General features: G+C 54.9%; 23 protein-coding genes. 10 read left to right on the forward strand and 13 right to left on the reverse strand.

The features are described from left to right. Nucleotides 1-115: 115 nt before the first annotated feature. Nucleotides 116-1,510: a hypothetical protein gene (locus ACOSDM_RS09970; protein ID WP_420724359.1), complete on the reverse strand. Its 1,395-nt coding sequence runs from the start codon at nt 1,508-1,510 to the stop codon at nt 116-118. Then, complete coding sequence (locus ACOSDM_RS09975) at nt 1,507-2,649, reverse strand: hypothetical protein (RefSeq protein WP_420724360.1); 1,143 nt, start codon at nt 2,647-2,649, stop codon at nt 1,507-1,509. The genes ACOSDM_RS09970 and ACOSDM_RS09975 overlap by 4 nt, the downstream gene beginning before the upstream one ends. 218 nt (nt 2,650-2,867) lie before the next feature. Between ACOSDM_RS09975 and ACOSDM_RS09980 the strand changes: the two genes are divergently transcribed. The 6 genes from ACOSDM_RS09980 to ACOSDM_RS10005 all read left to right on the forward strand — a co-directional run bounded on the left by ACOSDM_RS09980 (nt 2,868) and on the right by ACOSDM_RS10005 (nt 8,488). After that, on the forward strand, nt 2,868-3,452 hold the full coding sequence (locus ACOSDM_RS09980) for a GNAT family N-acetyltransferase (protein ID WP_420724361.1): 585 nt from the start codon (nt 2,868-2,870) through the stop codon (nt 3,450-3,452). Between the two features lie 114 nt (nt 3,453-3,566). After that, a complete protein-coding gene (locus ACOSDM_RS09985) occupies nt 3,567-4,019 on the forward strand; it encodes a hypothetical protein (protein WP_420724362.1) in 453 nt (150 codons plus the stop codon). Nucleotides 4,020-4,030: 11 nt separating this feature from the next. Beyond that, nucleotides 4,031-5,053 carry a methylmalonyl Co-A mutase-associated GTPase MeaB gene (gene meaB / locus ACOSDM_RS09990; protein ID WP_420724363.1) on the forward strand — a complete coding sequence of 341 codons (1,023 nt, stop codon included), beginning with the start codon at nt 4,031-4,033 and terminating at the stop codon, nt 5,051-5,053. A gap of 70 nt (nt 5,054-5,123) precedes the next feature. After that, entirely contained in the window at nt 5,124-6,281 is a 1,158-nt protein-coding gene (locus ACOSDM_RS09995; protein WP_420724364.1) for an aromatic ring-hydroxylating oxygenase subunit alpha, read from the forward strand. Nucleotides 6,282-6,305: 24 nt separating this feature from the next. Further along, nucleotides 6,306-7,019 carry a ribonuclease activity regulator RraA gene (locus tag ACOSDM_RS10000; protein ID WP_420724365.1) on the forward strand — a complete coding sequence of 238 codons (714 nt, stop codon included), beginning with the start codon at nt 6,306-6,308 and terminating at the stop codon, nt 7,017-7,019. Continuing rightward, nucleotides 7,016-8,488, forward strand: a complete 1,473-nt coding sequence (locus ACOSDM_RS10005; protein WP_420724366.1) for a class I adenylate-forming enzyme family protein — start codon at nt 7,016-7,018, stop codon at nt 8,486-8,488. Before ACOSDM_RS10000 ends, ACOSDM_RS10005 begins: the two co-directional genes overlap by 4 nt. Before the next feature lie 9 nt (nt 8,489-8,497). On the opposite strand, the gene gmk is transcribed toward ACOSDM_RS10005, so the two are convergent. Together gmk and ACOSDM_RS10015 are read right to left on the reverse strand one after the other, a co-directional pair. Then, nucleotides 8,498-9,148, reverse strand: coding sequence for a guanylate kinase (gmk, locus tag ACOSDM_RS10010; RefSeq protein ID WP_420724367.1), 651 nt, complete (start codon nt 9,146-9,148; stop codon nt 8,498-8,500). A 13-nt stretch (nt 9,149-9,161) separates the two neighbouring features. Then, nucleotides 9,162-10,037, reverse strand: a complete 876-nt coding sequence (locus ACOSDM_RS10015; RefSeq protein WP_420724368.1) for a YicC/YloC family endoribonuclease — start codon at nt 10,035-10,037, stop codon at nt 9,162-9,164. Nucleotides 10,038-10,143: 106 nt separating this feature from the next. Here ACOSDM_RS10015 and ACOSDM_RS10020 point away from each other — a divergent pair, with 106 nt between their 5' ends. Beyond that, entirely contained in the window at nt 10,144-10,893 is a 750-nt protein-coding gene (locus tag ACOSDM_RS10020) for an SDR family NAD(P)-dependent oxidoreductase (RefSeq protein WP_420724369.1), read from the forward strand. A 24-nt stretch (nt 10,894-10,917) separates the two neighbouring features. On the opposite strand, the gene ACOSDM_RS10025 is transcribed toward ACOSDM_RS10020, so the two are convergent. From ACOSDM_RS10025 to ACOSDM_RS10065, 9 genes are all read right to left on the reverse strand, one after another. Next, the gene (locus ACOSDM_RS10025; protein WP_420724370.1) at nt 10,918-11,613 is read right to left on the reverse strand and encodes a GNAT family N-acetyltransferase; all 696 of its coding nucleotides are present in this window, start codon (nt 11,611-11,613) and stop codon (nt 10,918-10,920) included. Further along, a complete protein-coding gene (locus tag ACOSDM_RS10030; RefSeq protein WP_420724371.1) occupies nt 11,610-12,467 on the reverse strand; it encodes a class I SAM-dependent methyltransferase in 858 nt (285 codons plus the stop codon). The genes ACOSDM_RS10025 and ACOSDM_RS10030 overlap by 4 nt, the downstream gene beginning before the upstream one ends. Further along, nucleotides 12,464-13,192: a hypothetical protein gene (locus ACOSDM_RS10035; RefSeq protein ID WP_420724372.1), complete on the reverse strand. Its 729-nt coding sequence runs from the start codon at nt 13,190-13,192 to the stop codon at nt 12,464-12,466. Before ACOSDM_RS10035 ends, ACOSDM_RS10030 begins: the two co-directional genes overlap by 4 nt. A 28-nt stretch (nt 13,193-13,220) precedes the next feature. Further along, nucleotides 13,221-14,339 (reverse strand): N-acetyl sugar amidotransferase, encoded by a 1,119-nt coding sequence (locus tag ACOSDM_RS10040; RefSeq protein ID WP_420724373.1) that lies wholly within the window; start codon nt 14,337-14,339, stop codon nt 13,221-13,223. A gap of 4 nt (nt 14,340-14,343) precedes the next feature. Further along, a complete protein-coding gene (asnB, locus tag ACOSDM_RS10045; RefSeq protein WP_420724374.1) occupies nt 14,344-16,182 on the reverse strand; it encodes an asparagine synthase (glutamine-hydrolyzing) in 1,839 nt (612 codons plus the stop codon). A gap of 6 nt (nt 16,183-16,188) precedes the next feature. After that, nucleotides 16,189-17,205 (reverse strand): N-acetylneuraminate synthase family protein, encoded by a 1,017-nt coding sequence (locus ACOSDM_RS10050; protein ID WP_420724375.1) that lies wholly within the window; start codon nt 17,203-17,205, stop codon nt 16,189-16,191. A gap of 21 nt (nt 17,206-17,226) precedes the next feature. After that, nucleotides 17,227-19,251, reverse strand: a complete 2,025-nt coding sequence (locus ACOSDM_RS10055; protein WP_420724376.1) for a 6-hydroxymethylpterin diphosphokinase MptE-like protein — start codon at nt 19,249-19,251, stop codon at nt 17,227-17,229. Beyond that, complete coding sequence (locus ACOSDM_RS10060; protein ID WP_420724377.1) at nt 19,248-21,221, reverse strand: hypothetical protein; 1,974 nt, start codon at nt 21,219-21,221, stop codon at nt 19,248-19,250. The genes ACOSDM_RS10055 and ACOSDM_RS10060 overlap by 4 nt, the downstream gene beginning before the upstream one ends. Before the next feature lie 204 nt (nt 21,222-21,425). Next, entirely contained in the window at nt 21,426-22,385 is a 960-nt protein-coding gene (locus ACOSDM_RS10065) for a flagellin (protein ID WP_420724378.1), read from the reverse strand. A gap of 270 nt (nt 22,386-22,655) precedes the next feature. On the opposite strand from ACOSDM_RS10065, the gene ACOSDM_RS10070 reads away from it, so the two are divergent. The 3 genes from ACOSDM_RS10070 (at nt 22,656) to ACOSDM_RS10080 (ending at nt 25,032) form a co-directional block, all read left to right on the forward strand. Next, nucleotides 22,656-23,690: a hypothetical protein gene (locus ACOSDM_RS10070; RefSeq protein ID WP_420724379.1), complete on the forward strand. Its 1,035-nt coding sequence runs from the start codon at nt 22,656-22,658 to the stop codon at nt 23,688-23,690. Nucleotides 23,691-23,830: 140 nt separating this feature from the next. Further along, nucleotides 23,831-24,337 carry a flagellar biosynthesis regulator FlaF gene (locus ACOSDM_RS10075; protein ID WP_420724380.1) on the forward strand — a complete coding sequence of 169 codons (507 nt, stop codon included), beginning with the start codon at nt 23,831-23,833 and terminating at the stop codon, nt 24,335-24,337. Continuing rightward, nucleotides 24,334-25,032, forward strand: a complete 699-nt coding sequence (locus tag ACOSDM_RS10080) for a formyltransferase family protein (protein WP_420724381.1) — start codon at nt 24,334-24,336, stop codon at nt 25,030-25,032. Before ACOSDM_RS10075 ends, ACOSDM_RS10080 begins: the two co-directional genes overlap by 4 nt. Nucleotides 25,033-25,060: the final 28 nt, after the last annotated feature.

Here is a 25,060-nt window from a genome sequence, read left to right on the forward strand (position 1 = left end):
TCATTACTGCCCAATATGGGGGAGGTCGTCCTCCAAGGAAGAGGCGCATACTAGCCCGCACGAAACTGTCGATCCACCAGATATTCCAGATACCTAAAACACCACGAAAAGGAATTTAATTCAATGTCTTGCCCGTAAGTGCGGCATTGCCGCGTCGCCGCAGCAAATCCGCCGTATCAGAATTGGTAATCAGTTCAACCAATCGCACGGTCGTTGCCAGATGCGCACTAGCCTCTGGCTTGTTATCAGGGCCAACCTTTGGCAGCTTTTCAATGATTTTGGCCGCATATTGCTCAAGGTCCTTTCGCAGTTGATTGACCTTGCTTTGACAGGCGGATTGCAGCCCGATCTGTTCTGCCATGCGGGAAGCCTCTCCTAAGGCCCGCGCCCGCCGCTCTGCCATTTCGAATTTCGCTTCATCAGGGAAATCTGAAAAGTCCGGAATGCCCTTCCCTTTATTGGGCAGCATATTCAGGATCACGTCCTGCGCATTTGACAGAACAAGGTTTTCGATGGCGTGACTGACTTTGCCGCGGCATCCATACATGCGCTTACCCCAATCGCCATCCCGGCGGATGCCGATATCAGCCGTAATGCCTTTGAACGCCAACGAAAATCGTTTGGCCTTGGCGATCACATCGGTTTCCGTAGCATTGGGGGCGTCGGCGGCTTCGGCAACAGCATCAGCGTCGCGCTCTAACGCCTCTATAACAATGTTTCCCGCAATGCCCAAATCCGTGCTGCTGGTCAGCGTATCATCCAGCTTGCGCGATAAGGCCCGGAACACTTTCAAGATTGGAAAGGGCTGCAGCAACCGGCCCATCAGGGCCAATAACAGATAGACCTCGTGGTCTGCCGCCTGATCACCCACCATGTCATAATGGCGCTTCACAATTGTCACATGTTCGGGGGTGAAATTCAGGATCGGTTTCCGGGGCAGCTTTTCTTTCAGGGATTCGACAATATCAGCGATGGCCAGAATCGCCATCATTTCCCGCAAATCTTCCAGCCGCTTGGTGCCGCCGATCTTTTTGGCCGCCGCGCGAATTTCACCGGCATCGGTGCCAAGTTCTGTATCCCATTCCTTCAACGTTTGCGCGGCCAATGCCCACAAAGCCGATGCGGTTTGGTTCTTCGTGGTCTCATCGCCTTTTTTTTGCGCCGCGATAAAGGCGTCTGCAATCGGGTCCCATTTTGGCTTAACGCGGTCCATCAACAGGTTCCACATCGGACCAATGGCAGCACGCGCTATTTTTCCAGGCTGTTTTGGATCCGGGTCCTTAAAGATCAGCATATCTTCAAACGGCAGACACAAGACCCGTTGCGGTGTAAAAATGCGCGGCGCCCGCATTTCAGCAAGGCGGGGGCGCAACAGCGCCATTATTGCATCATGGGGAATGCCGAACCTGTTTTCGCCGCGATCCAGTTCAATCTTTGCCGCCAGAATCTTCAACTCCTTCTCAGGAAGTTGATTCAGAAACCCCTGTAATTGCTCTCCCGCGTTGCTCATACCGGTTCCTTTCGGAACTTGGACAATTTGGTCTTTGTCTCCTGGTCCATTCCGGCATCAATACTGTGTTCGCTGGTCCTGCTCCATCTGTTTTGGCTTTCCCGCAGGTTTTCCCACAACTCTACGTTCTCCCCGACAGCCTCCACTGGCAGGATCGGCAGATACTGCGCAAAACCCTCCAATGTATCGCGTTGGAAGAAACGGTCCCCATCGCGACCCATTTCCCACAGATCGATGACCCGTTGCCACCCGTCCAGCATCAAGGAAATCCGCTCGATATGCTGTGTGATCTTATTCTCCGATTCATCGAAGCTGCGCAGCGGTTCCGCCATGTCCTGTTCCAGCTCCGCAATCGCATTCAAGTGATCCCGGGCCCTTTGCGCCGCTGCTCGGGCGGCGGTGACGGTGCGCTGTGCCATTTCTGCAGTATCTGGAGGTTCCTGAATCAGCCATTTTGACAGTTCCACCGTCAAGTCTTCCAGCGTCGTCAAAAGGATCATCAACGGCCCCTTGATCGACCCATCCGACAAGCCAAGGGGCGCCAGCGCATTTGCCCAGCGTTCCAGGCGCGCATATATCTTGTTCCCGCTTTCGCCAATGGTTTGACCATAACCACTCAAGGCGTCACGGGCCAAATTCAACCCTTCAGGCGTCGCAATTTTTCGGCCATCCAGTTCGGCAACACCGGGATGACTGGCGGCCAACTGGCTGATTGCATTACGGATTAAGCTAAACAGGATCAATGTCGGCAATTCCAGTTCCGACTGTTTGTCCTGCTTTGCACGTTTCGCAAGGGCCGGACCACCCAATCCGGTCATCGCAATCAGGTTGGCGGACTGACGCACCCGGCCCGGTGAAATCTTGCGCAGATTCAGCAATTCCTCATGCAAGGCGCGATCATGTACCAGCAGATTAAGGACATCGGGCAGAACCTTATATGGAATAATATAGGTTTCAGATCCCCCCGCCAGACCGGGAATCAGCACTTCCAGCGACCCACCGATCGGGCGGCGCAACCGTGCATAGGCCAGAATGGGCGTGGTAAAGGGAACGTAAACCCCTCGTTGCTCGAATGTCTCCGGAAGCAACGGATTATTGGCTTTTCTGTTCGTCACACCTTTTTCTGGCGGGGTAGACATGCGTAACAAACCCTCACAATGATAATAACTTATCAAAAAACATGGCCCGTCATTCTAAAGACGACCCACATTATCACAATGACTGCCCCGCCCTAGGTAAAGTATATTTTTACCAGACCGCAAGTCACTTGTTTACCATAATCATCTCTTGGGTAGAAATAACAGATTGTTCTATAATTGCCGGCACCCGGCTTTCTTCGCGATAAGGCAGATGCCATTTGACACAATCCTCCCCCTCCAGTTTACCGGCCTCCATGACCCTGCGGGAAGCCCAGCCACAGGACAGCGCGCAATTATTGTTGCTTGGCCAATCATTACTCTCGGAAACAGATTACTACACCAGATTACCCGAAGAACGCGCCATTAATGCTCAGGGCATGGCGGAAATTGCCGCCACCTACAAGGAACGACGGGGATGGCACATGATCAATATCTGGCACGGCAATCAGGCCATAGCTGAAGGCATTCTTGTGCCCGGGCCCCTGTATCGTACCGCCCATATCGGAATTCTGGGAATTGGTGTGTTGCGCCGCCATTGGGGCCAAAGGTTAGGCCAGATTCTAATGGCGGATCTGGAAGACCGCGCCCGCAAAGATTCCCTGGAACGGCTGGAATTCACTGTCTTGTCGCATAATCGACGTGCACGGGACTTCTATAAGAGACTCGGCTATTATGAAGAAGGTCGTCGTCGACGTTCAGTACGGTATGGGCCGGAATCGTCATCCGCGCGGATCCGTTATGGTGATGAAATCCATATGGCGAAATGGATTGGGCCCAAAGATTGCATTGACCCGGAATGCTAAAGTAAATCCGCGGGTACGAAGACATTTGCGATGACGCATTAGCAGAAAGAGTGAATGGCGAGAGTATCCTGTGTAAATGCATGATGCTTTGCATCAATTCTGTTGGAGGGACCAATGGCGTGGAACTTATTTGGTGGCAAGAAAAAATCCGAAAAGTCCGCTAAAATACAGGCAAAGGCTGCAATGCCGCCCATCATGGCCCCCGATGAAAGCGTCGAAGCCCCCCCGCGCGGCAAGTCAACCGGGCGATCAAACGAGCCCAGCAAGGATCAAATGGATGCGCTGACCGTGTTGGCCGCCATTGAGACGGCCAAGAAAGAATTAGCCGACCGGGAGGAACGATTACAGCAATCCGCCCGCGCACAGGCTAAAGCCAGATCCAACAGCAGCGGCATATCGGAAGATCCCGCCGCCGCGGTTGAACGCAAACGCCATCTGATCCATGCTGCACTGAGTGTTCATCGTTTCAAACAAAATGCCTTAAGTGACTTGAGCCCCGCAGAACGGGACCGTTTGCGCCAGATGGCCGAAACCTCGCTTGGCGTCTCCTCTAAGCCCAAGAAGTGATCCGTACCATTGTGAGTAAACCTGCTGTCTCCTCCCCACGATCCAAACTTCCCAGCGACCTTGTTGCCAATAGCCTGGCCCCGAAACTATTGGCCGGGGATCGGCGTGCGCTTGCGAAAGCCGTCACCCTGGTTGAATCATCCCGCACCGACCATCGCATCCAGGCGGAAAACCTGATCGCGGAGATCATGCCCCATACGGGCACCGCCATGCGTATCGGGATTTCTGGGGTGCCCGGCGTTGGGAAATCCACCTTCATTGAAGCCTTTGGCGCGCATGTCACCAATCTGGGCCATCGCCTGGCGGTACTGGCCGTCGATCCCAGCTCAAAGCGCGGTGGCGGGTCTATTCTGGGTGACAAGACACGAATGGAAGACCTGTCGCGCAACCCAAATGCCTTCATTCGCCCCTCTCCCGCCGGGCAGACACTGGGCGGCGTCGCCAGACGCAGCCGGGAGAGCATCCTTTTATGCGAGGCAGCCGGGTTTGATATCATCCTGGTGGAAACCGTTGGCGTCGGGCAAAGCGAAACCGCCGTGGCGGATATGACTGACATGTTCCTATTGATGCTGTTGCCCGCCGGCGGGGATGAACTGCAAGGATTGAAGAAAGGCATCGTTGAACTGGCCGATATGATCCTGGTCAACAAGGCGGATGGTGAATTGATCGATCAGGCCAAGCGCACAGCAGCAGATTATCATGGTGCGCTGCGCCTATTGAGCAAGGGTGGAAATAGTTGGAGCGTGCCAGTTCTGTCCTGTTCCGCACTGACCGGCCAAGGCATTCCAGAAGCATGGGAAAAGATCGGCACCTTCCACGAATCCTTAGCCAAGGCAGGCACCCTGGCCGAACGGCGGGCACATCAGGCCAAAACCTGGCTATGGGATGAACTGATAGCGGAATTTGCCCATCGCCTGCGTCAGGACCCGAAACTGCGCGACCTATTGCCTGCCGTACAAGAGGCTGTTGCGGCCGGTGAAACCCCTGCCCCGGTTGGGGCACGAAAATTGATTCATGCCTTTTTGAAGGACTAAACACATCGATAAAAGGGGTTGCACACCCCATCCTTTCCCGTGGCAAACTGATGCGTGAAAGGAGAGTTTCATGCGCATCCTTACCGGTGAAGAAGATTTTGATGGTTTGACCCAAACCGTGGCCACCCTGCCTGGCGCTGCCTATTGGGACGACGGTTGGTACAAGCGCGAATTGGATCAGATTTTCTATACCAGTTGGCTGTATCTGTGCCACGCCAGCAGCCTCAGCGAGCCCCGCGCCTTTCGCAGCTTCACCATCGGGACGCAGGGAATTTTTCTGGTCCGGGACGAAGACGGCACCCTGCGGGGATTCCACAATTCCTGCCGCCATCGTGGCTCGATCCTGTGTCAGGAGGCACAGGGAAAGCTGAAAACCCGCAGCATTCGCTGTCCCTATCACCAATGGGCCTATGGGCTGGACGGGCGCCTGTTGGCGACCACATCCCTGGCCGAGGCACCGGATTTCAACAAGGCGGATTATCCCCTGCACCCGGTCGCGGTTCGGGAATGGCGCGGATGTGTCTTTGTCTGTCTGGCCGATGATCCCCCGAAACTGGAAGACAGCTTTGACCGGGGCAGCGACCGCATCGACAATTGGCCCTTGGAATCCCTGAAGGTTGGGCATACCTGGCGCAAGAAAATGCAGTGCAATTGGAAGGTCTTCTGGGAAAACTTCAATGAATGTCTTCACTGCCCGAATATTCATCCGGAATTGTGTGATCTGGTACCGATCTATAAACGGCGTATCTCCGGCCCTCGGGATGATCCTGATTGGTCCCAGCATCAATCGGACCCCGATGCGCGCTATCGCGGTGGCTTGCGACCGGGCGCGGAAAGCTGGTCTTGCGATGGCACCGCCCTGCCCGATGGGTTTAAGACCCTGACTCAGGCGGAAAAAGACCGTGGGCAGGTTTATTTCATCAGCCTGCCATCGGTCTTCATTGCCGGGCATCGCGACTATATGCGCACTGTGCGTGTCCTGCCCACAGGACCGGAAGAGACGGAGATTGAGGTGGAATGGCTGTTCCTGCCGGAAACCCTGGAACGACCGGATTTCAGATTGGAGAATATCACCGATTTCGCGATCATGGTGATGGATCAGGATGCCAAAGCGTCGGAACTGAACCAGAAGGGATTGCGGTCTATGCGCTATGATCACGGTGTCCTGATGCCGGAAGAACAGTATGTGAAGAGCTTCCACGATTGGATCCGCGCCACCCTATCCTAATGCTTAATCCAGAAAGCAGACATTATGTCCATATATTCGCCTGACCTGCTGGCCCAATTCCGGGAAATTACGACAGCGACCCTGACCACCGTTCTGTTGAAAAAGGGATTGCGAAATGTCTGGATCAGGGGCGCATTTCCCCTGACACCGGGGCAGCAGCGCGTCGCAGGGCCAGCCTTCACCCTGCGCTTTATTCCGGCGCGAGAGGATTTGGCGACACCTGCATCCTGGTCCTCCCCCATTTCCACCCGCAGCGCGATTGAGGCGATGCCGGATGGATGTATCGCCGTCATCGCTGCCGATGGCTGTCAGGATGCCGGTGTGTTTGGCGATATTCTGTGCCAGCGCATGCAGGTCCGGTCCGTTGCCGCCATGATCACCGATGGCGTTGTGCGGGATTTGGAGGGGGTTTTGGGAACTGGGCTGCCGGTCTGGTCCTCTGGGGCGGCCGCCCCGCCTTCTGTTGCAGGCCTGACTTTTGTGAACTGGCAGGAACCGATTGGCTGTGGCGGTGTAGCGATTTATCCGGACGATCTGATCGTGGCCGACAAGGATGGTGCCGTCATCATTCCCCAGGCGATGGTCAACGAGGTTTTGCCCCTGGCCCAGGAACAGGAAACTCTTGAAGCCTGGATTTTAGGCGAAGTGAAAAACGGCGCAAAGCTGCCCGGCCTGTATCCTGCCAATGAGGAAAACAAACGACGCTATGAAGCGCATAAAGCCGGACAGGTGACGTGAGCCCCAAAACGCCCTATACACCGCCCCCCGCCAGCACAATCGATATCCTGGCCTATTATGCGGTCACCCGCCCGGAGCATGTTGCAGTTCTGGAAGATGGCGTCGCCTATCGCTATGCCCAGCTTTACCTGGATGTGTGTAAATCAGTCACCTACCTGCGCAGTCTGAACCTGGGCGAAAACCCAAAGGCGGCGGTGGAGGTAAAGAACCTGTATATGCACCTGGTCCTGACCCTGGGGCTGGAAGCATTGGGCATTTGTTCAATGTCATTTGCTGCCAATGAAGCGGCCAGCATTGAACCAATTGTTCAAGATTTCGATCTTGTTTTATGCACCGCCCAGGACGCACCGACGCAATCAAAGAACACGGTAATCCTGGATCAGGCTTGGGCAACCATGTTGAGCGAACAATCGCCAGAACAGCCCCTGATCCAGACCCGATTTGCCCCTGACGCCCCGTACCGCATTATCAAGACATCAGGCACCACTGGTAGCCTGAAAACCCTGACACTAACCTGGGACATGCAGAATCGTCGCCTGCGCCAATTCCAGTTTCTGGCCGGCATGAACGATGCCACGCGCTATGCCGTCGCTTTGGGTTTTTCCATTCAGGCCTATCACACCCATTGCACGGCCTGTTTGCGTGCGGGCGGCACCTGCATAGCAGACAGCCGCCAACCCCTTGCCCATGTGATCCAGCAGCACGATGCCAGCCATGTCACGCTGATCCCCCATGCGCTGATCGATATTCTGGATCGCCTGCCAGCGGCGTATCAGAAGCCGACCAATCTGCGCATCTTCACGATCGGTGCCCAGGTATCCGCGTCAATCCGCCAGCGGGTACAGGACAGGCTGGCGACCAGCCTGATTGAAAGCTACGCAACCAACGAGGCCGCCTATATCTGCACGATGCAGGCCGATGGCATTGGTGCAATCCTGCCCGGTGTCGACCTGGAAGTCGTCAATGATGCGGAAGACCCCATTTACAACCAACCGGGCGTGATCCGGATGCGCAGCGAGACCCTAATTCAGGGGTATCGCGATGACCCCGCCACCACAAAACGGATGTTCAAGCAGGGTTGGTTCTATCCCGGTGATCTGGGAATCCTGAACCAAAGTCGCATCCTGAAACTGATCGGGCGCGCCGATGATCAGCTAAACATACGCGGCATAAAGGTTGCCCCTCAACCCATTGAAGAAGCAATCCTGAATGCCTTTGACTTCCAGGATGTCGGGCTGTGTATGGTGCCGGATGCTGACAAGGGAGATAAGGTCTGGCTGGCTATCGTAACCGGCGGCAAGGATAAGATGACCGAAGCGGAAATCAGCGCCATAACCCCCAAACTAACGCCCCTGCTGCCGTCGGCATTTGGGGCGACACAACTGGTTTTCCTGGACAGAATCCCCCGCACAGCGACAGGAAAGATCCAGCGGGACGTTCTTAGAAAGGCGCTGCGCGATCTTTCATAAGCAGAGGCTTCACCCGGCACGTAAACCCTTCACAAACTCACCCAAGCCGACTTGTCGCTTACGCTTCAGGCGCTCACTGCACAGGATGGCGCGGACCTGTTCAACGCTTTCTTCAATATCATGATTGACGATAACCCAGTCATATTCGGCATAATGGCTCATCTCATCTGATGCCTTGGCCATGCGCGCGGCGATGACGGCCTGGGAATCCTGGGCGCGGGTGTTCAGGCGACGCTCCAGCTCCCGAGAGTTTGGTGGCAGGATGAAGACGCGCACCAAATCATCAATGGCACTTTCTGCCAATTGCTGTGTGCCCTGCCAGTCAATATCAAACAGCGCGTCACGGCCTTCGGCCAGGGCGTCCATCACCGCTGCTCTTGGTGTGCCATAGTAATTGTCGAAAACCTTTGCATGTTCCAGCAATTGACCGCGATTGACCATCAGGTCGAATTCCGTGCGATCAATAAAGATATAATCGCGGCCTTCCACTTCACCTGGGCGCTTCGGGCGGGTGGTAACAGACACCGACATATCGATTTCCGGATCGCTGTCCAGGATGGCCCTGGCAATCGTCGATTTCCCTGCCCCGGACGGGGAGGACAGCACCAGCATCAGGCCGCGCCGCTTTATGGGGAAAAGGTCGTGCGATGGTTCGGCCATAGGCTTGGCACCCTTATTCAAGATTTTGGACCTGCTCGCGCAGGCGGTCGATAACGGCTTTGAGGTTTAGTCCGATTCGGGTGAGGTCCAGAGAGGCGGATTTCGACGCCAGGGTATTGGCCTCGCGGTTAAATTCCTGACATAAAAAGTCAAATCGACGCCCAATGCCGACCCCATCGCGCAACAAGTCACGCGCCGCATCCACATGTGCCTTCAGGCGGTCAATCTCTTCGCGCACGTCTGCCTTTGTCGCCAGAATGGCTGCCTCTTGCGCCAGCCGCTCTGAAGGGATCGCGCCGTCCTGGGGCAACAGGTCTGATATCTGGGCCCATAGTCGATCCCGAATGGCCTGAGGTGTTGCCTCTTCCGACCGTTCGGCATCTTCGACCAGGGTCTCAATCTCCCCCAAGTGATCCCTCAGGACCGCGGCGATCCGCGCGCCCTCTTCCGCACGGGCGTCCGACAGGCGGGCCAGAACATCGTCCAGACCGCCCTGAACCGCCGACAGGCGATCTGGATCACTGGCCAGATCACCAGGATCCTGCTCCGAAGCCTCTACGACGCCCCGCACGGTAAACAGCATATCCAGACGCGGGCGTTCCCCAAATGCCTCGCACCGCTGAATCAGATCATCCAACAAGGCGTCGTTAATGCGCACCGTGGATTTTCCAAGGACTGGCTTTACTTCCAGATTGATCGTTAGATTGCCGCGCTTAAACCGCTCCTGAACTGCCTTGCGGATCACAGGGTCGAACCGTTCCCAGCCGGACGGCACCCGGATGCGCGCATCCAGCGATTTTCCATTCACACTGCGTGCTTCCCAGACCCAGCGGATCAGGTCGTCTTCCCCCTCCGTCCGGGCAAAACCAGTCATGCTGGATACGGTCATATCGGGCATCCTTTCTGTAATTCAGGGTCTTTTGTCATGATCCGCATGATTATGGAAGCATGATGGGACGCTTGCAGCCCCTGCCTGCCATCGCCACACTACAACTATGATATCGATCCTGATCACCGGCGCGTCCAGCGGCATTGGCGCAGCTGTCGCCCTGGCCTATGCCCAACGCTATGGTCAGGGGGGCTGCACGCTTGCGCTTTCCGGGCGCGATTCGGATCGTTTGCAGGCTGTCGCAACAGCCTGCCGGGATCAGGGTGCCACCGTATCCGCCACGGTTGTTGATGTCACGGACCAGACTGCGATGCGTGAATGGATCATTGATGCAGACATTGCTGCACCGCTGGATATCGTGCTGGCAAATGCAGGCATTTCAGGGGGCGAGGATGAAGCCACCATTCGCCGTATATTCGATGTCAATCTGACCGGTGTCCTGAACACGGTCCATCCGGCCCTGGACTGTATGAGGACGCGGGGGCGCGGTACGATTGGGATGGTCAGTTCCATTGCAGGCAATCGCGGCTTGCCCAGCGCACCGGCCTATAGCGCAGCCAAAGCCGCTGTCTTGGCCTATGGCGAAGGATTGCGGGGGCGTTACGCGCATCACGGCGTGACGATATGCGTGATCTGTCCAGGCTTCGTGCGCAGCCGCATCACGGATCAGAACACATTCAGCATGCCCTTTTTCATGGAAGCGGACCGTGCCGCACAGATCATACTGGCAGGGTTGAGCGCGGGAACGGCAAAGATATCCTTCCCCTGGCAAATGCGCTGTATCGGCTGGATATTGCGGGCCTTACCCAGCGGGCTTGGCACGCGCCTGCTCTCGCGCCTGCCACAGAAGGAATGAAGGGGCTGATCATTGCCCCTTTGTTCATGAAGGTGTCCAGTGCCAGGTATCGGCACGCCTGATCTCTTGCAGTCCATGTTTCTGATACAGACGTAATGACGCAGTATTCGCGGACTGAGTGCCAACCTGCAGGGTCTTAAAGCGCCCTGCCCCATATGCGATTGCGGCTGTAACGAGACGGCTGCCATTTCCATGTCCCTGATGATCCGGTGCAACGGCGATCAGGTCGACAACCAGCGCATCGTCGCGAAACAACAAGGCGTTGAACCCCGTGATTTCCCCAGCAGCATTCAGGGTAACCAGCGTGACACCCGCACGGCCCAAAACATCATTATGGGCCCAGGCCGCCTTATAGGCATCCGCGCGATCATCTGGAATTTCAGGATCACTGTGCCAGCGGTCACTGCGAAAGGCCCTTGCCGCAAGATCCGCGATTGCATCTGCATCCGTGGCCTGCGCGATACCGATCCCAGTTGGAAGCCTTTGCTTCTGACCCGGCAGCGCACAGCCAAGCGTTATCAATGTCTCAATCTTACGAAAACCAAGGGGTTCCAGAATTCCCCCTTCAGAGGCGTCCCCCCGCCGGAACATCAGGCCGATAGACTCTCGTTGGGCATCGGTCACCGCATTTTTTGCCTGCGCGACATCGTCAAGGCACCATACCGGTCTGCCCAGGATAGACGCATCGAAAGGGCGTTCGGAAAAGCCCACAGGGGTCATTGGGGGGTCTCCTCAGGCATCATATACCCCCGCAAAGTAAGTTTGCCGCTGGGTTCTATCACCCGGTCCAATCGTTGCACTCTAAAGCCAGCTTTTCGGGCCAGCATGGCATATGACAGGGCCGAGAAGGCGCAGTGATGCTCCACGAAAAATTCTTCCCGGTCTGGTCCAACGGCGGCCAGGGCCCCCTCCCCATCTGGCAGTTCAACATAAACTCCGCCACCAGGCAGCAGGATCGGGCGGGCGCGGCGCAACATGGCGACCGGGTCTGGCACATGTTCCAGGACTTTATTGAATGTCACCAGCGCAAAACGACGAGAGACCGTGTCCGTCATGAAATCTGCGACCATACCCTCTACGCCGGCCTTTTCCATTGCGTGTTGGGCGGAACGGGGATCCGGGTCCAGGGCTGTTGCGGTCCACCCGGCCTGGGCCATTGCCGATGGAAAGACTGCCAGGCCGGACCCGACATCCAGCACGGTGCGATCCCCTCCCCTGGGCCCATAGGTGGACCAAACCGATTGCACATAGGCAACGCGCTGACGGTTGTCGGATTGCTCAGGGGGCAGCGCCATGATCTTGTCATAGGTCTGGGCCATACGACCACCGCCATAGGTGCGATCCCAATAGTCGCCGCTGTACAGACCGGACAGATCAAAATGGTGATGGTTCAGAACATGCCCCGTTGACGGGCTGCGTAACAGATCGCGCCGATAGGGCGTGATGCCAAAGTCCGTTTCACCATCGGGCGGAGCCGTATAGGATTTAACCACTTCCCAATCCATCGCGCCGGTCACCGGGCAATTAATGTCGGTTAAACAGGCGGGATCGAATTGCGGGGGTTCCTGGGTCACAGCGTTGCCGTGAATTCCGCGAATTGTTTGATACAGCGATCCTTCAGCACGGCGGGCATGAAGGAATAATGCCGCCCGATATACAATTGTGGCTGGCTGATAAACTGCCCATAGGTCGCCATCATGTCCAGACCGCGATGCGAGATATCCAAACAGACTTCCGTATTCACCTTGCGCAGTTGATACAGTTGCATATCGCGGGTCAACGGCAGGGGCATTTTCATGATAACGCCGCCCCGATCCAGATTCGGACTGACCTTGTGCAAGGTGGTGATCAGCCCCCGATAGTCACGGTGATAAACCGCCCATAACTGCGTATCCAGCCCGCGATAATGTTCTGGATCTGCGCCATGCAGATTAACAATCCGATCCGGGGTGATGTCTATAACCGATTGTTCCAGGCGACCGGTGCCAAATGCCAGATGCACATCGCAATGGGCATCGCGCATTGCATCCAGCGCGTCCGGATCGTTCAAATCAGCGAATGTCTGTACGTCCGCGACATCAGACAAGCCCCGCGATTTTCCCTCAAACCAACACTCAATTTCGTATTGCGCGCCTTGTTCTTCCAACTGGTGATTGGTTTCAAACGTCGCGCTGGTCGTTCGCTTTTCTTCAAAAACGCGGACGATGTTCCAATTCTTGGACAGGGCCTCGACGAAATGCGTATGATGGGGAGTATCTGTTGTCAGTATCCCCACACGCAGGTTTTTAGGCTCCATCATCGCAAAATATCCAACCAATCAAATCTGTTTAAGTCCATTGCCAGTCTGGTATCAGAAAGTCCGGGATATACCAAACGCCAGCCCTTTTCGTCCAAATATCCGTGTTCCTGAAGCCTTCACATACAGACCAGAACCAGGATTCCGGTTTCCCCTGAAACCGGCAGAAAGCGGCAATATCTTGTTCAGGTGCCTGCCACCCCTTTTCCCTGATTTGGGCAATTGCTTCCCCCCTGTCAATCATGCCATAGCGGATTTGCACAGAAAGGTTATCAAAGTCACGCGTAAATCCAAATTTGTACCATTTTAAAAAATGATGCAATGAAATGAAGTCACAATCAATATCGGCAAAGTCCCAGGTTCCAATTTTCAAATCCTGTTTACCATATTCAAATCCCGAATCTTGCGCGATACGGGCATTCTGGTAACTGTTCCATTTAAAGAATGCTCCCAAAAAGACAGACCGGACTGTAAAATCGGTATCCTTTGGCACCTGATACGCCAGCAGGTCACTTTTCGTCAGCCCTTCTTTGCCACACCAGTAATCCGCATCTGTCGATTCCAGGCAGCCATGCCGCGCCAGCCAATCCGAATCCAGCGTATCCGACAGCCGCTCAAGCTCATTGCCGCCATATTCCAATTGTGGGTTTTCACCCCACAAAATCAACGGGATACGCAGTTGCACCGCCAGTCGAATGGGGATCGCAAACAGGGCCATATGCATCGGCAGCCCTGTCGTCCCGCGCTCTTCAAACGCGGCCTTCATAAAGCGGCGCTCTACATCAGGCGACACAGTATAGTCGATGTGATCGACGCCCAGATTCTGGATCATTCCTTCCAGATTTTTCTGACCAATCTCGGTTCGGGCCGGGGTCCGCCAGGTCACCGCCAGCACCGATAGACCATACTTATTTGCCATGATCACCTGATACCAGCTATCCTTGCCGCCAGAGACCGGCACGATGCAATCATAGCCTTGGGAACGCGCCTTGGTTTGCTCCACCAGGGTCTGGAACGCCGCCTCGCGCGCCGTCCAATCAATCCTGGTTTCCTTATCCCTGTGGCCGTGACAGGCCGTACAGACACCATTCGCATCCAGGCTTATGCCAGGGCGCGTATCGGGCAAAATACACTGGGTGCAATAGCGCATCGGCTTACTCCTTCAACCGTGAATGATGATCCACAAACAAGCGCGCAGCCAGCAATGAAAACAGGAACTTACTGTCACTATTGCGCGCAATGTCAGACCCCAGAAATGCCGCAAATCGATCCCGGTCCACATAGTCAAAAAACGGACTGTCAGCCAACAACGTTTCTTTTATCTGAGGGTCCGTGAAATCGACAAAAGATGTCACCGGCGCATTGATTCCCTGTTTGCGCGGATTGTTCAGAATGACGTCTGGCACCATTCCCCGTCCCGCCTGACGCAACAGATACTTTGGCAAATTCTGTTGGATCAAATGCTGGCTGGGAATGGAAAACAGACACTCAACCAGATCCTTATCCAGATAGGGTGCGCGGTTTTCGACAGACCAGCGCATCCCGGCCAGATCATCATCGTGCAGCATGACCGGAACGGTTTCCCGCGCCAATTCATTCATCATGCGGTTTCGCAGGATTGCCGCACAGAGGTCATCTTCCTGATGCGGTTCCGAAAAGGGCTGTGTCAGGAATTCCGAAAAATCCTCCGCGCCCAGAAAGATATGGTCACGATTATCGGGATGCTGAATAAACGCCCGTGGGTTTTGCAGGAATGGGTTACGCACGAATTGCCCATAGCTGCCGCGCCACCCGGCTATTAGATCCCCAAAATCCGGTTCATCCTGCATTTCTGCCAGCCAGAACAGGTAATGATCATAATAGCCGCTGAACACTTCATCCGCGCCGGTCCCGCCCAGGGACAGCTTGAACCCTTCGTCATGAATTTTCTGGCTGACCAGATAGTGCAGATAATAGGAAATCGTCAAAGGCGGCCCATCGAAATAGGCGATCATGTCCTGCAATCGATCCAGAAATCCCTCCCGTGGAATGGATATCTGGTGATTGGGCACGCCCAACCCTTTCAGGCCTTCGGCGATCATCGCGGATTCATCATAGCGCCAGTCTTCTTCGATAATCGAAAAGCAGGTTATATCCTGACCAAGCCGATGGTGCGCCATGCCCGCAATCACATTGGAATCAATGCCGCCCGACAGCCGGACAGCCACGGGGACATCGGCCCGAAGAGTTCGGAAAATCGCATTCTCCAGCGCGGCATCCACAGCCTCTTGCGCCTGTTTCGCGCTGATATCCTGTGGCTGATAGGTCAGTTGCCAATAGCGCTGCAAAACCGGGGCTTCGCCGGCCTCGACCACCAGGGCATGGGCGGCGGGCACTTCCCGAACATCAGCAAAAAATGTCCGATGGTCTTTCATCAGACCCTTATAGCCATTCACCAGATAGCGTTGCATATGCAGGCTATCAATGGCGGGTACAGCCCCGGCCAGCGCGGTCAGAACCTTGATCTCTGATGCGAAAAACAGCCCCTCTGATCCCCGATCCCAAAGGTATAGGGGTTTTTCCCCGAACCGGTCCCGGGCCAGGGTCAGGGTCCCGCTGTCTTCCTGATAAATCGCAAAGGCAAACATGCCAACCAAACGGTCCAGCGCGCCTAAGCCCCAGGCGCGCCACGCCTCCAACAAAACCTCTGTATCGCCGCTGGTTTGAAATCTGTGACCCTTCTGCTGCAATTGCGCCCGCAGTTCCTGGTAATTGTATATTTCGCCATTATAGATCAGAACCCAGCCATCCTTGCGAAAGGGCTGATCGGATCTGGTGTTCAAATCGATGATCGATAGGCGACTGTGCAGCAGATCCAGGAATTGACCATCCGGGCGTTGCACATCGAATACACCATTGCCGTCCGGTCCCCGCTGGGTCATGCGTGACATGGCAACAGCGCGCCGATCTGGGGACAGCGGCGATGTGGCAAGGCGCCCGGCAATGCCGCACATAATGCCCTATCCCGAAATGGCGGTTCGGCGCAAGGAATGCCCCTTGGCCACCGCTTCTGTCACGGTTTTACCCAATACGTCGTGATAGCAGGACGCCGGAAATTCCGTCGCAGGCCGGGCGAAGAAGATATCAGCACCCGTGATAACATGCCCCACGGGCAGATCTCTTGCCGCGACCAGCCCTTTGCGGATGGCAGGCCCAACCCCGTCTTCACAGGGCTGTGGTCGCTTCACGCCGTCGCCCCGGCTTGCCGCCACGCCCGGCAGGATACGGGCCAGATAGGCCAGATCCGTTGCGTCACAAGATAGGCTGTGATCGCGGAATGCCCTTCCCTCCTTCTGATCCGTGAAATGCACCTCGACAATCTGTGCGCCCAGGGCGACTGCGGCAATCGGGGCCTCTGGTCCCATGACGTGATTGGAATAGCCGATAGTGACATCCGGAAATACTGCCTTCAGTGTCGAAATCGCCAACAAATTCGCCTGTTCCAGGGGTGTTGGATAGGCAGAAACACAATGCAACAGGGCCAGTCGCGCCGACGCTGCCTCCATCCCCATTTCGGAAATGACCCAATCCACCGCTGCCTGGACCTCTTCCAATGTCGCCGTACCGGTCGACAGAATAACCGGCAATCCTGTGGCCGCAGACGCACGGATGACCGGTTCAAAATCCACATCCCCGCTGGCGATCTTTATCGCGGCACAATGCTGTGCCAGAAAGGGCACCCAATCCTCGCTGATTGCAGAGGAGAAGAACGCGACGCCGTGCTGTTGTGCCTCCGCCTTCAAACGCAGATGCGCTGCTTCATCCAGACCAAAGCGCGTGACACGGGCCAGGCGATCTGGATCCGCCGCGCCGATAAAGCGCTCTGGCGTATAGCTTTGAAACTTTACGGCATCGGCCCCTGCCGTCGCGGCCAGGCGCACCAATTCAACCGCTTTATCGACATCGCCTTCATGATTGACGCCAATTTCCGCAATCAGGGCCGGTCGTTCCGCCAGATCAATTCCAAACAGGTGCATTTTAAATCCCGCTCTCCGTGCCTAAGCACTTTTGACCTTCTCTGCCGCTACGGCCTCGACCTCGCCAATCAACTCATCTAGGACGCTCAACAGGATAACTTCCATATCGTTCAGGAACCCCTTCAGCTCATCCAGAAAAAGCTGATAAATGGCGGGTGCTTCCTCTTCCGTCACCCGACGGTGCATTCGGAAATACACATTAAAAAGGGTCATCAAAGTCCCGTAATTGTTCTGCCAGATCACAGCCATGATAGGGTCAAACCCTTCGCCGGGCTTTGGTTGAAACAGGCTCCATAAAGTTCCATAGGATGCGAATGGATCCGGTTTGGTCACGGTCTTCATCTCAGCGATGGCTGCGTAAATGTCCTGATACCAATTGACCGTCTTCTGCCGCAGATCATAGAACCGATCCAGGGGAACGCCTTCACCCTTGGCAAATTTTTCCACTTCACGATCCGCATACATTAAGGCGGTTTCCCGGTCCTTGGGCGTAGATGTCAGTTTAATCGTCTGGGGCAGTTTTGGAATGGCACCCGGAATCTCGACACCATCCGAACAGTTGTAAACCGTGTAACTGCTGAACATTTTTGTCAGTTTCTGCATGAACAGGCGGCTCAGCAGGAACCCATCATGGGTGGTTACTGTGCCGCCAAAATTCCCGTCCATCGTCAGGTTCATTTCGGTCGACTCTTTCGTGCCATGGAAAGAGAACATGAAGTCTTTATCCGTGTAATACCCAGACGACTTGGAATGGTGATAATCTGGTATCCGGCTGCCCAAATCGACGCCGAACAGATAAACCTCCTTAAACGCCATCCCCAAGGCAAAACGGGCGCCCCCATTGGAAACCGTTGGCACCGCCAGATACATCGGTTCTTCGTTCATTTCATAAAAACGAGACGAGCAGACCGTGTCGCGATGAAAGAATATTGCCTTGTCAAAAACAGCGGCGGTGCGCGGGTTAACCGTCGCGGCCCCAACAAAGGTTATGCCCGACAGGTCATATTGGGACGCAACACGCTCTAAGATTTCCGCCTGACCGAAGGTGTTTTCGACCTCGATATGATAATCTGGCCGGATCCCCTGAGACAGCAGAACCTTAAGGCCGGACCCACAGGAAATCAGGACCACCTGATCCTTGTATTTGCGGATCGTATCCAGCGCCATATCGACCGATGGCCCCGCCGCCACAACAAAGGCCGGACATAATTTTTCCCGTCTTGGCCGGGTTCGCCACACAGCATAATCGCGCGCCAGGAAATTGCGCGTTGCGTTCATGATCATGATGTTTTCGTCTTCAAAGAATCCACGATTGGACCCGATATAGGATATCTGATCCGACAGGCCCTTGTGAATTTCCCGCACCAGATGCGACCGGTAATGGGTGTAAACCAGCGTTCCATCCAGCGTGCCGCCATTGTCTGATCGCAAGGCGGTTGTCAGTTCCGAAGACACGGAAACGGCATTGTCATCCAGAATAAAGAAAACCTGACCCTTACGGCGTTCAACCAGTTCAATCCATTCATCCCAGGGGTTCAGATATAAGGAATGCCACAGGAATTCGATGAACTGTTCCACGGCGATCAGGGATTGCGCCTCATAATCATTCAGCATGCGGCCGATATGATCCCCAATACCAACACCGATAGAGACGGCAAATCCAGTTATGCCCTGCTGCTTGTTTTCTTTCTGCTTTTCGATGCCCAGCGCCGTTGCGCCATAGGTCAGGCGCTTAATCGCCATTTTGGTCATCAATTGCGGGGGGAAGTTATCCCGAACAGGCCAGCCAATTTCAATGCGGTAGGGATCGGCGGCATAGGCTGAATACTGTTCATCCACGAATTGTCGGACGCCGGTGTCATAAAATAACGTATGACCGATATCCAGATTAAGATCGTCGCCGACTTCTACGATCTTTGAAACAGGCGTATCAATCGCGCGCAATTGCTGTGCCAGGTCCGGATCATGCCGCGCCAGGGCAGCAAGATTGCGTTCAAATCTTTCGCACGCTTCGGGGTCCTTGGTCAGATCCAGTATCTTAATCATGCTTGCTCCGCCGCCTGTGCCAGAAGTTTATCGAACAGGGCCGCAAATTCCCGGCCACGCTGATTGATCGTCAAAACTGTCCCTGCATCCAGCACACTTTTTGCCAGATCCTGCCGTGTAGATCTTAAGGATTGCGGATCAGCTGATAGATTTGCCAGCTCTTTTGCCAGGCCGGCCGCATCCGATTGAACCCATCTGTCCAGTTTCAGACTGCGCAGCAGACTGACCACCGCCGCATTTTCGGGCCGATCCGGCTGTAGGGTCAATACAGGCACCCCATGGCGCAGCGCTGTCAACGCGACCTCAACACTGGGAAGTGGAAATGTATCCAGCACCAAATCAACGCCATCAATCACTTCATCCAACGGGCTCTGTCTTGAAACACGCTCAACCGTATTCAGATTCAGACCAGCATTTGCAAAACGCTCCCGCAGTATCTCCTGCGTAATCTCGTCATTATCGCCCTCTCCATAGAGGACCAGCGTGCCATGAAAGCCCTGGCGCACGGAATCCGCCACGCATTGCAAGAATGACTCGGACAGTCGACCAACCGGGGCATCGATTAAAACACGCATCGCGCCCGTCACCTTGGAGTCTGGAATATCCTCTTCCATATCCTCGTATAGGGGCCAGGTCGACAGACCGGTGGGGATATCAACCGCCTGTTTTGCGTCGGTATATAGCGGGAAATCTGGTTCCCCTAATGCCAAAGCGCCCCTGTCTGCCCCGGGAATACAGCCCGGCGCGCCAAAGGCGGACAGAACCACCGGGGCCGGCATGCGTTGAACAATTCCAGGGCGCCCCGTCCAATCGAACCCATCCAGATCAATCAGCACCTGAATTTCATCATTGCGCATCATGGTCGCGACAGTTTCATCATCCACGCGATAGATATTGCGCCACGCGGCCGCCCCCCGTCGCAGGCGACGGCATATGGCATCTTCCACCTGATTATTTGCATAGAAGTAAATATGCGCGGTGCGTGACAGGCATTCCTCAATCGTCGACAGGAACGGCGCACGTTCTGAGCGGATATGCATCGACCCACTGAGGATACCGACGCGGAACAATTCATCATCGGAATTCCGTGTGGTGATTTTCAATGGCTCTCTGGGAAGATCAGCAAGGGTATTCCAGGACCGCGCCAGTTCCAAGGCTCGATCTGGCGAAACTGTTTCATCATAGCGCACCAGCCCCGGCAGACATTTTGCGATAGAAACGGGATCTTCCTGCTCAGCCTGCAGTGCCCGCTGCGCGGCGGTCCAGGCATTCCCTGTCATACCGGCATTTACCAAACAACGTGCGTATAGCAACAAATCATCCGCATTATGATCATCTAATTCAACCAGGGCTTCGGCTGCCTTAAGGCTGTGACCGACCTGACCATTTCGCTGTTTTGCTTCGATCAATCCGCGCCAGGCCGACGCGTTCTGGTGATCCAGTTCAATTGCATCCAGGAAACAGGCCGTCGCCTTTGTGACATCGCCATTCGACAGATAGCCATGGCCATAATCCACGAGGGGATTTTCCTCTGTCGCCAATAACGCAGTCCCAGCAGACGTCATCCAGGACGGAACCAATTGATATTGTGGATAATACGGCTTCAATGCGGTAGAGAGTTTCGCGTAAAAAACGCCATCACTGTGCTTTCCAACAGAGGAGTAAAGCACAGACAATATTTCGGCATGCTCATAGGCATCGGGCAAATCTTCATGGGCAGCCCGCATCACTTTCAAAGCAGGAAGCAAACGGCCCAGCCTGAAGATCGTCAAAGCCAGCAAGTGGCGCATGAGAGGGGTCGCGCCAACAACAGACCGATAGGCATCAACCTTATCCAACGCTTCGGCTGTCTTATCCTCTTCCAACAGCGTCAGAATCTCTTGCACGGGATCAGACGTGCTTCCCAATCCCGATGGGGTCGAAAAATCTATGTCAAAGTCAGAAATATTTAGATGGAAATCATCAGACATCGGGCCAAGGCTTTCTGAATGGAGGACGCGCCGAGTGACGGTACAGGACCGCTACCGTGAAAGTCTTATGATTCGATGACTTTCGACAGCTTTTCTTGCAGAGATCCGATAACAGGCACACCCCATGATGGCTGAAACGAAAATGGGGACCCGATAAAAACCGGGCCCCCAAAATCAATAGTCCGTCACAACCCTAAGGCTGTTTTAGTTCAAGAGCGCCAGAATGGCCTGCTGCTGCTGACCGGCGATTGACAGAGACTGAATGCCCAACTGCTGGCGGGTCTGCAAGGCGACCAGGTTGGCCCCTTCTTCGTTCAGATCCGCGAGGGTCAACTTGTCCGAACCACCCTGCAGGGTATTCACATATTCATTCGTGAAGTCCAAGCGGGTCTGCAGAATAGCAACGTTGGTCCCCAATTCAGCCGATGTCGCACGAACGCGGCTAATGGCGGAGTCCAAGTTGGTGATGATCTGATCAACAGCGCCGATATAGGAGTTGTTGGTCCCGATCTGGTTAAAGTTCGAGAAGGTCATTGCGTCGGTAGAGGCCAAGCCGGTACCCGACAAAGCCGAAATACCAACGAAATCAAGCGAAGCGTCAAAACCACCGGCAGCATTGACCGTGTTGATCCCGGTAAACAAAGACCGGGTTCCGGTCGCCGTCACGGATGTCGCGTTCAAGTCAAAACCATCAACCTGCAGGCGGGATGATGTCCGCGTTGAGAAGGCAACATCCAGCTGAGACCCGGTATTGTTCAACAGGTTCAAGCCCTGATAGCTGGCGTCTTCGATCAGCAGGGAAATCTGGTTGCCCAATTCCTGGAACTGAGTGGTTGCAGAAGCACGTTCCGTCGTTGTCTGAGTTTTCGATGCTTCCGCGACACCTTTCATCTGCTTGAGCAACTGATCCAGCTGCTCCAGACCACCAAGAGCGGCGGTAATGGATGAAATGCCCTGATCAATGCCGTCTTTGCGGTCGGTAAAGTCAGCCGCGCGGTCATTCAGGGATTTGGACTGGAAGAACGCCACAGCGTTATCGACAACCGAGTTTACTTTCTTACCGGTCGTCAAACGGTTCTGTGTGCGGTCAGACAAATCAGCAACGTTCTGCAGTGTGAGCAGAGCGCTACGTTGTGCACCTGTGAGGGTAATATCTGAAGACATGGCTATGGTCCTTTCTGGATTGCCAAATATAACGTCACGCTTCTGCGAGACGGACCGAGTTGTTCGGTAACCCGGACGATAAGGGCGGACCCACAACCCTGTCAAGAGCCTTTTTCAAAAAAATATTTCATCGCCTGACGGAAAAAATACCCCGCCCATGTCGTTCACGCCATATTCTGGCACATAGTTTGCTTAAACCCTATCAGGCTAAACAGTTGTACCCGCAGAAGCGGACCTTCAGGAAACCAGCCAGAACAAGGAACGGACGTCATGGTATCAAGAGTCAGCGCGACAGGCACGCTCAGCCAGAATCTCTTCTTGATCAACAGTGGTCAATCGAAGCTCAATCAGTTGAACTATTCGCTTGGCACCGGGAATAAATTTGAAGAGCTGAAGTTCTATGGCAAGGATTCAACGCGAATTGTTGACCTGCGCAAAGATATAGAGGCGCGAAAAGCCTACACAAACTCGATCGATATCACGGAAAGCACGACGGATTCCTATGACGCGATCCTGGAGCGGCTTGTCCAGGTGGCAACGGATGCGCTGAATGCCGCCGAGCCGCTGTCGACCAATGATGTGGACTTTCCGAACACGACAACGGTTCTGGCCAACAACTTCATGCTGGAAGTAGAGGCCAACCTGAATATCAAACTGGGTGACCGGTTTATTTTTGCTGGCACCAATTTCAGCGATGCGCCTGTACGCGACCTTCGTACCCTGTCGCTTTACAACGCCACCGACCTGGGCTCTGCCCCAGCAGCGGCGAATGCAATTGAAACCGCGGATACGCTGCCGGAGCATGTGGTTGATGCGGGCGGCGCCGCCACGACAGAATCCTATCACACCGGCTTCACAGCGGCAGGCACGGTCGATTCAAAAGCCTATGAGGCGATGAAGGTCACAATCGCCGACTCGCAACCAATCGTCTATAATATCACGGCCAATGAACCCGCCTTCCAGAATTTGATTGAGGGGCTCCTGCGCTTGAAGTCCGCCGCGCAAACTGGTCTGACAGAGCCTGAACGCGAAGAATTCCTGGGGGAAGCCCGCAACACCCTGGATAACGCGCGCGTTGAACTGCGGCAATTACAGGCGCGCAACGGCACAGTTATCAATGAACTGTCGCGCACCAAGGAAATACACACCAGCTTCATCAACATCTCACAATCTGCACTGACCGACCTGACTGTCGCCAATGATGCAGAAGTCGCGACGCGAATTGCCGCATTGCGTACACAGTTGGAAGCGTCTTATTCAACAATCGCCGATACAAACCGTCTATCACTCGTAAATTACTTATAATTTTGTCCCAGGTTACGTTAACGCTCGCTTTACGAATGTATTCTATACTGACAAAGTATAAGGTGGAGAACATCGGAGCAATTCAGCATCTTTAGAGTGATCCCTTTGCCGATAGATTATCAACAAGAGAACGGGTAGGCATGTCCAATCCATATGCAAGTCAACAACGTGCAGCACTTGAAAAAGCGCCTCCTCAAGCAGCGGAAGGATATGCGCTGGTTGAATTAGCACGCCGCATGGATGAGGCTGCACGAAACCCAGACGACGGCGCGGCTATCCGCGATGTCGTGCGATTGAACTGGCGTGTCTGGACAATCTTTCAGGCAGAACTGGTTGATCCAGAATGCCAGACGCCCCGTGAAATCCGGGAAAACCTGATCAACCTGTCAAATTTTATCGACAAGAAATCTGCTGAGTTAATCGGGACTCCAGATGCCTCCAAGCTGCCCGTGCTGATCAACATTAACCGGCAGATCGGCGCTGGCCTTCTGGGCAGCCCTTCGGATGACCCGCAAGAGGCAGAACGGCTGCGAAAAGAATATGCTGAGCTGCATGGACTGACGCCCCCGGCCGACGCGGCAGAGGCCCCGGCAAACATTCCGGCAGACAGTCAGATCAGCGCCGACAAAACCGATCGAGAGGCGTGAGAGAAGACGCGGAAAAACCAGCGTCTTCGCTACCGCCCGACCCTTTATCGGCGCGCATCCCAATCGATATCGTCCTGCTTATGAATGAACCGGAAGCCGCCTTTCAGGCTGCGGCCTTTTCACGGATCGATACCAGCCTCAGCCTGGCACATGCCAGCACCCTTGAAATGTTAGACCAAGCCCTACCGAAGCTGTCGCCGCGCGCCAGACTGATCGGTTTTTCGACATCCATTATCGCCCCCGCCTATGCTCTGGCCGCCTTTTCCAACGGCGGCTACAATTTTCATCCAGGCCCCCCCAGTTATCCGGGCAATCGCCCGTCTGCTTTTGCCTGCTATGCGGGTGAACAGGAATACGGCGTCACATTCCATCGCATGGTGCCGCGTGTCGATGAAGGGGAAATATTGGATTGTGAGATCTTCTCAATTGCCAACTGCGACACAGCTCACGCGATTGCAATCCTGGCCTATCAGCGGTTGGCCCGCTTGTTCCTGATGAACGCAACCGCGCTTGCACAACTGGACCGGGACATTCCTGGGAACGGCGTCCAGTGGTCGGGACAGAAAACGACACAGGCCCAATACAATGCCATGCGTGTTGTCCCGGGAAATGTGGATCCGGTGGAACTGGACCGCCGAATTCGTGCATTCAACTGGATCTACACACCCATCAGCACGTTCGGACGACCGCGATAGGTTCATCAGGAATCGGAACCGCTAGCCG

The sequence above is a fragment of the Hwanghaeella sp. LZ110 genome, assembly GCF_048892525.1.
In the GTDB taxonomy this organism is placed as follows: Bacteria; Pseudomonadota; Alphaproteobacteria; order UBA8366; family Aestuariispiraceae; genus Pacificispira.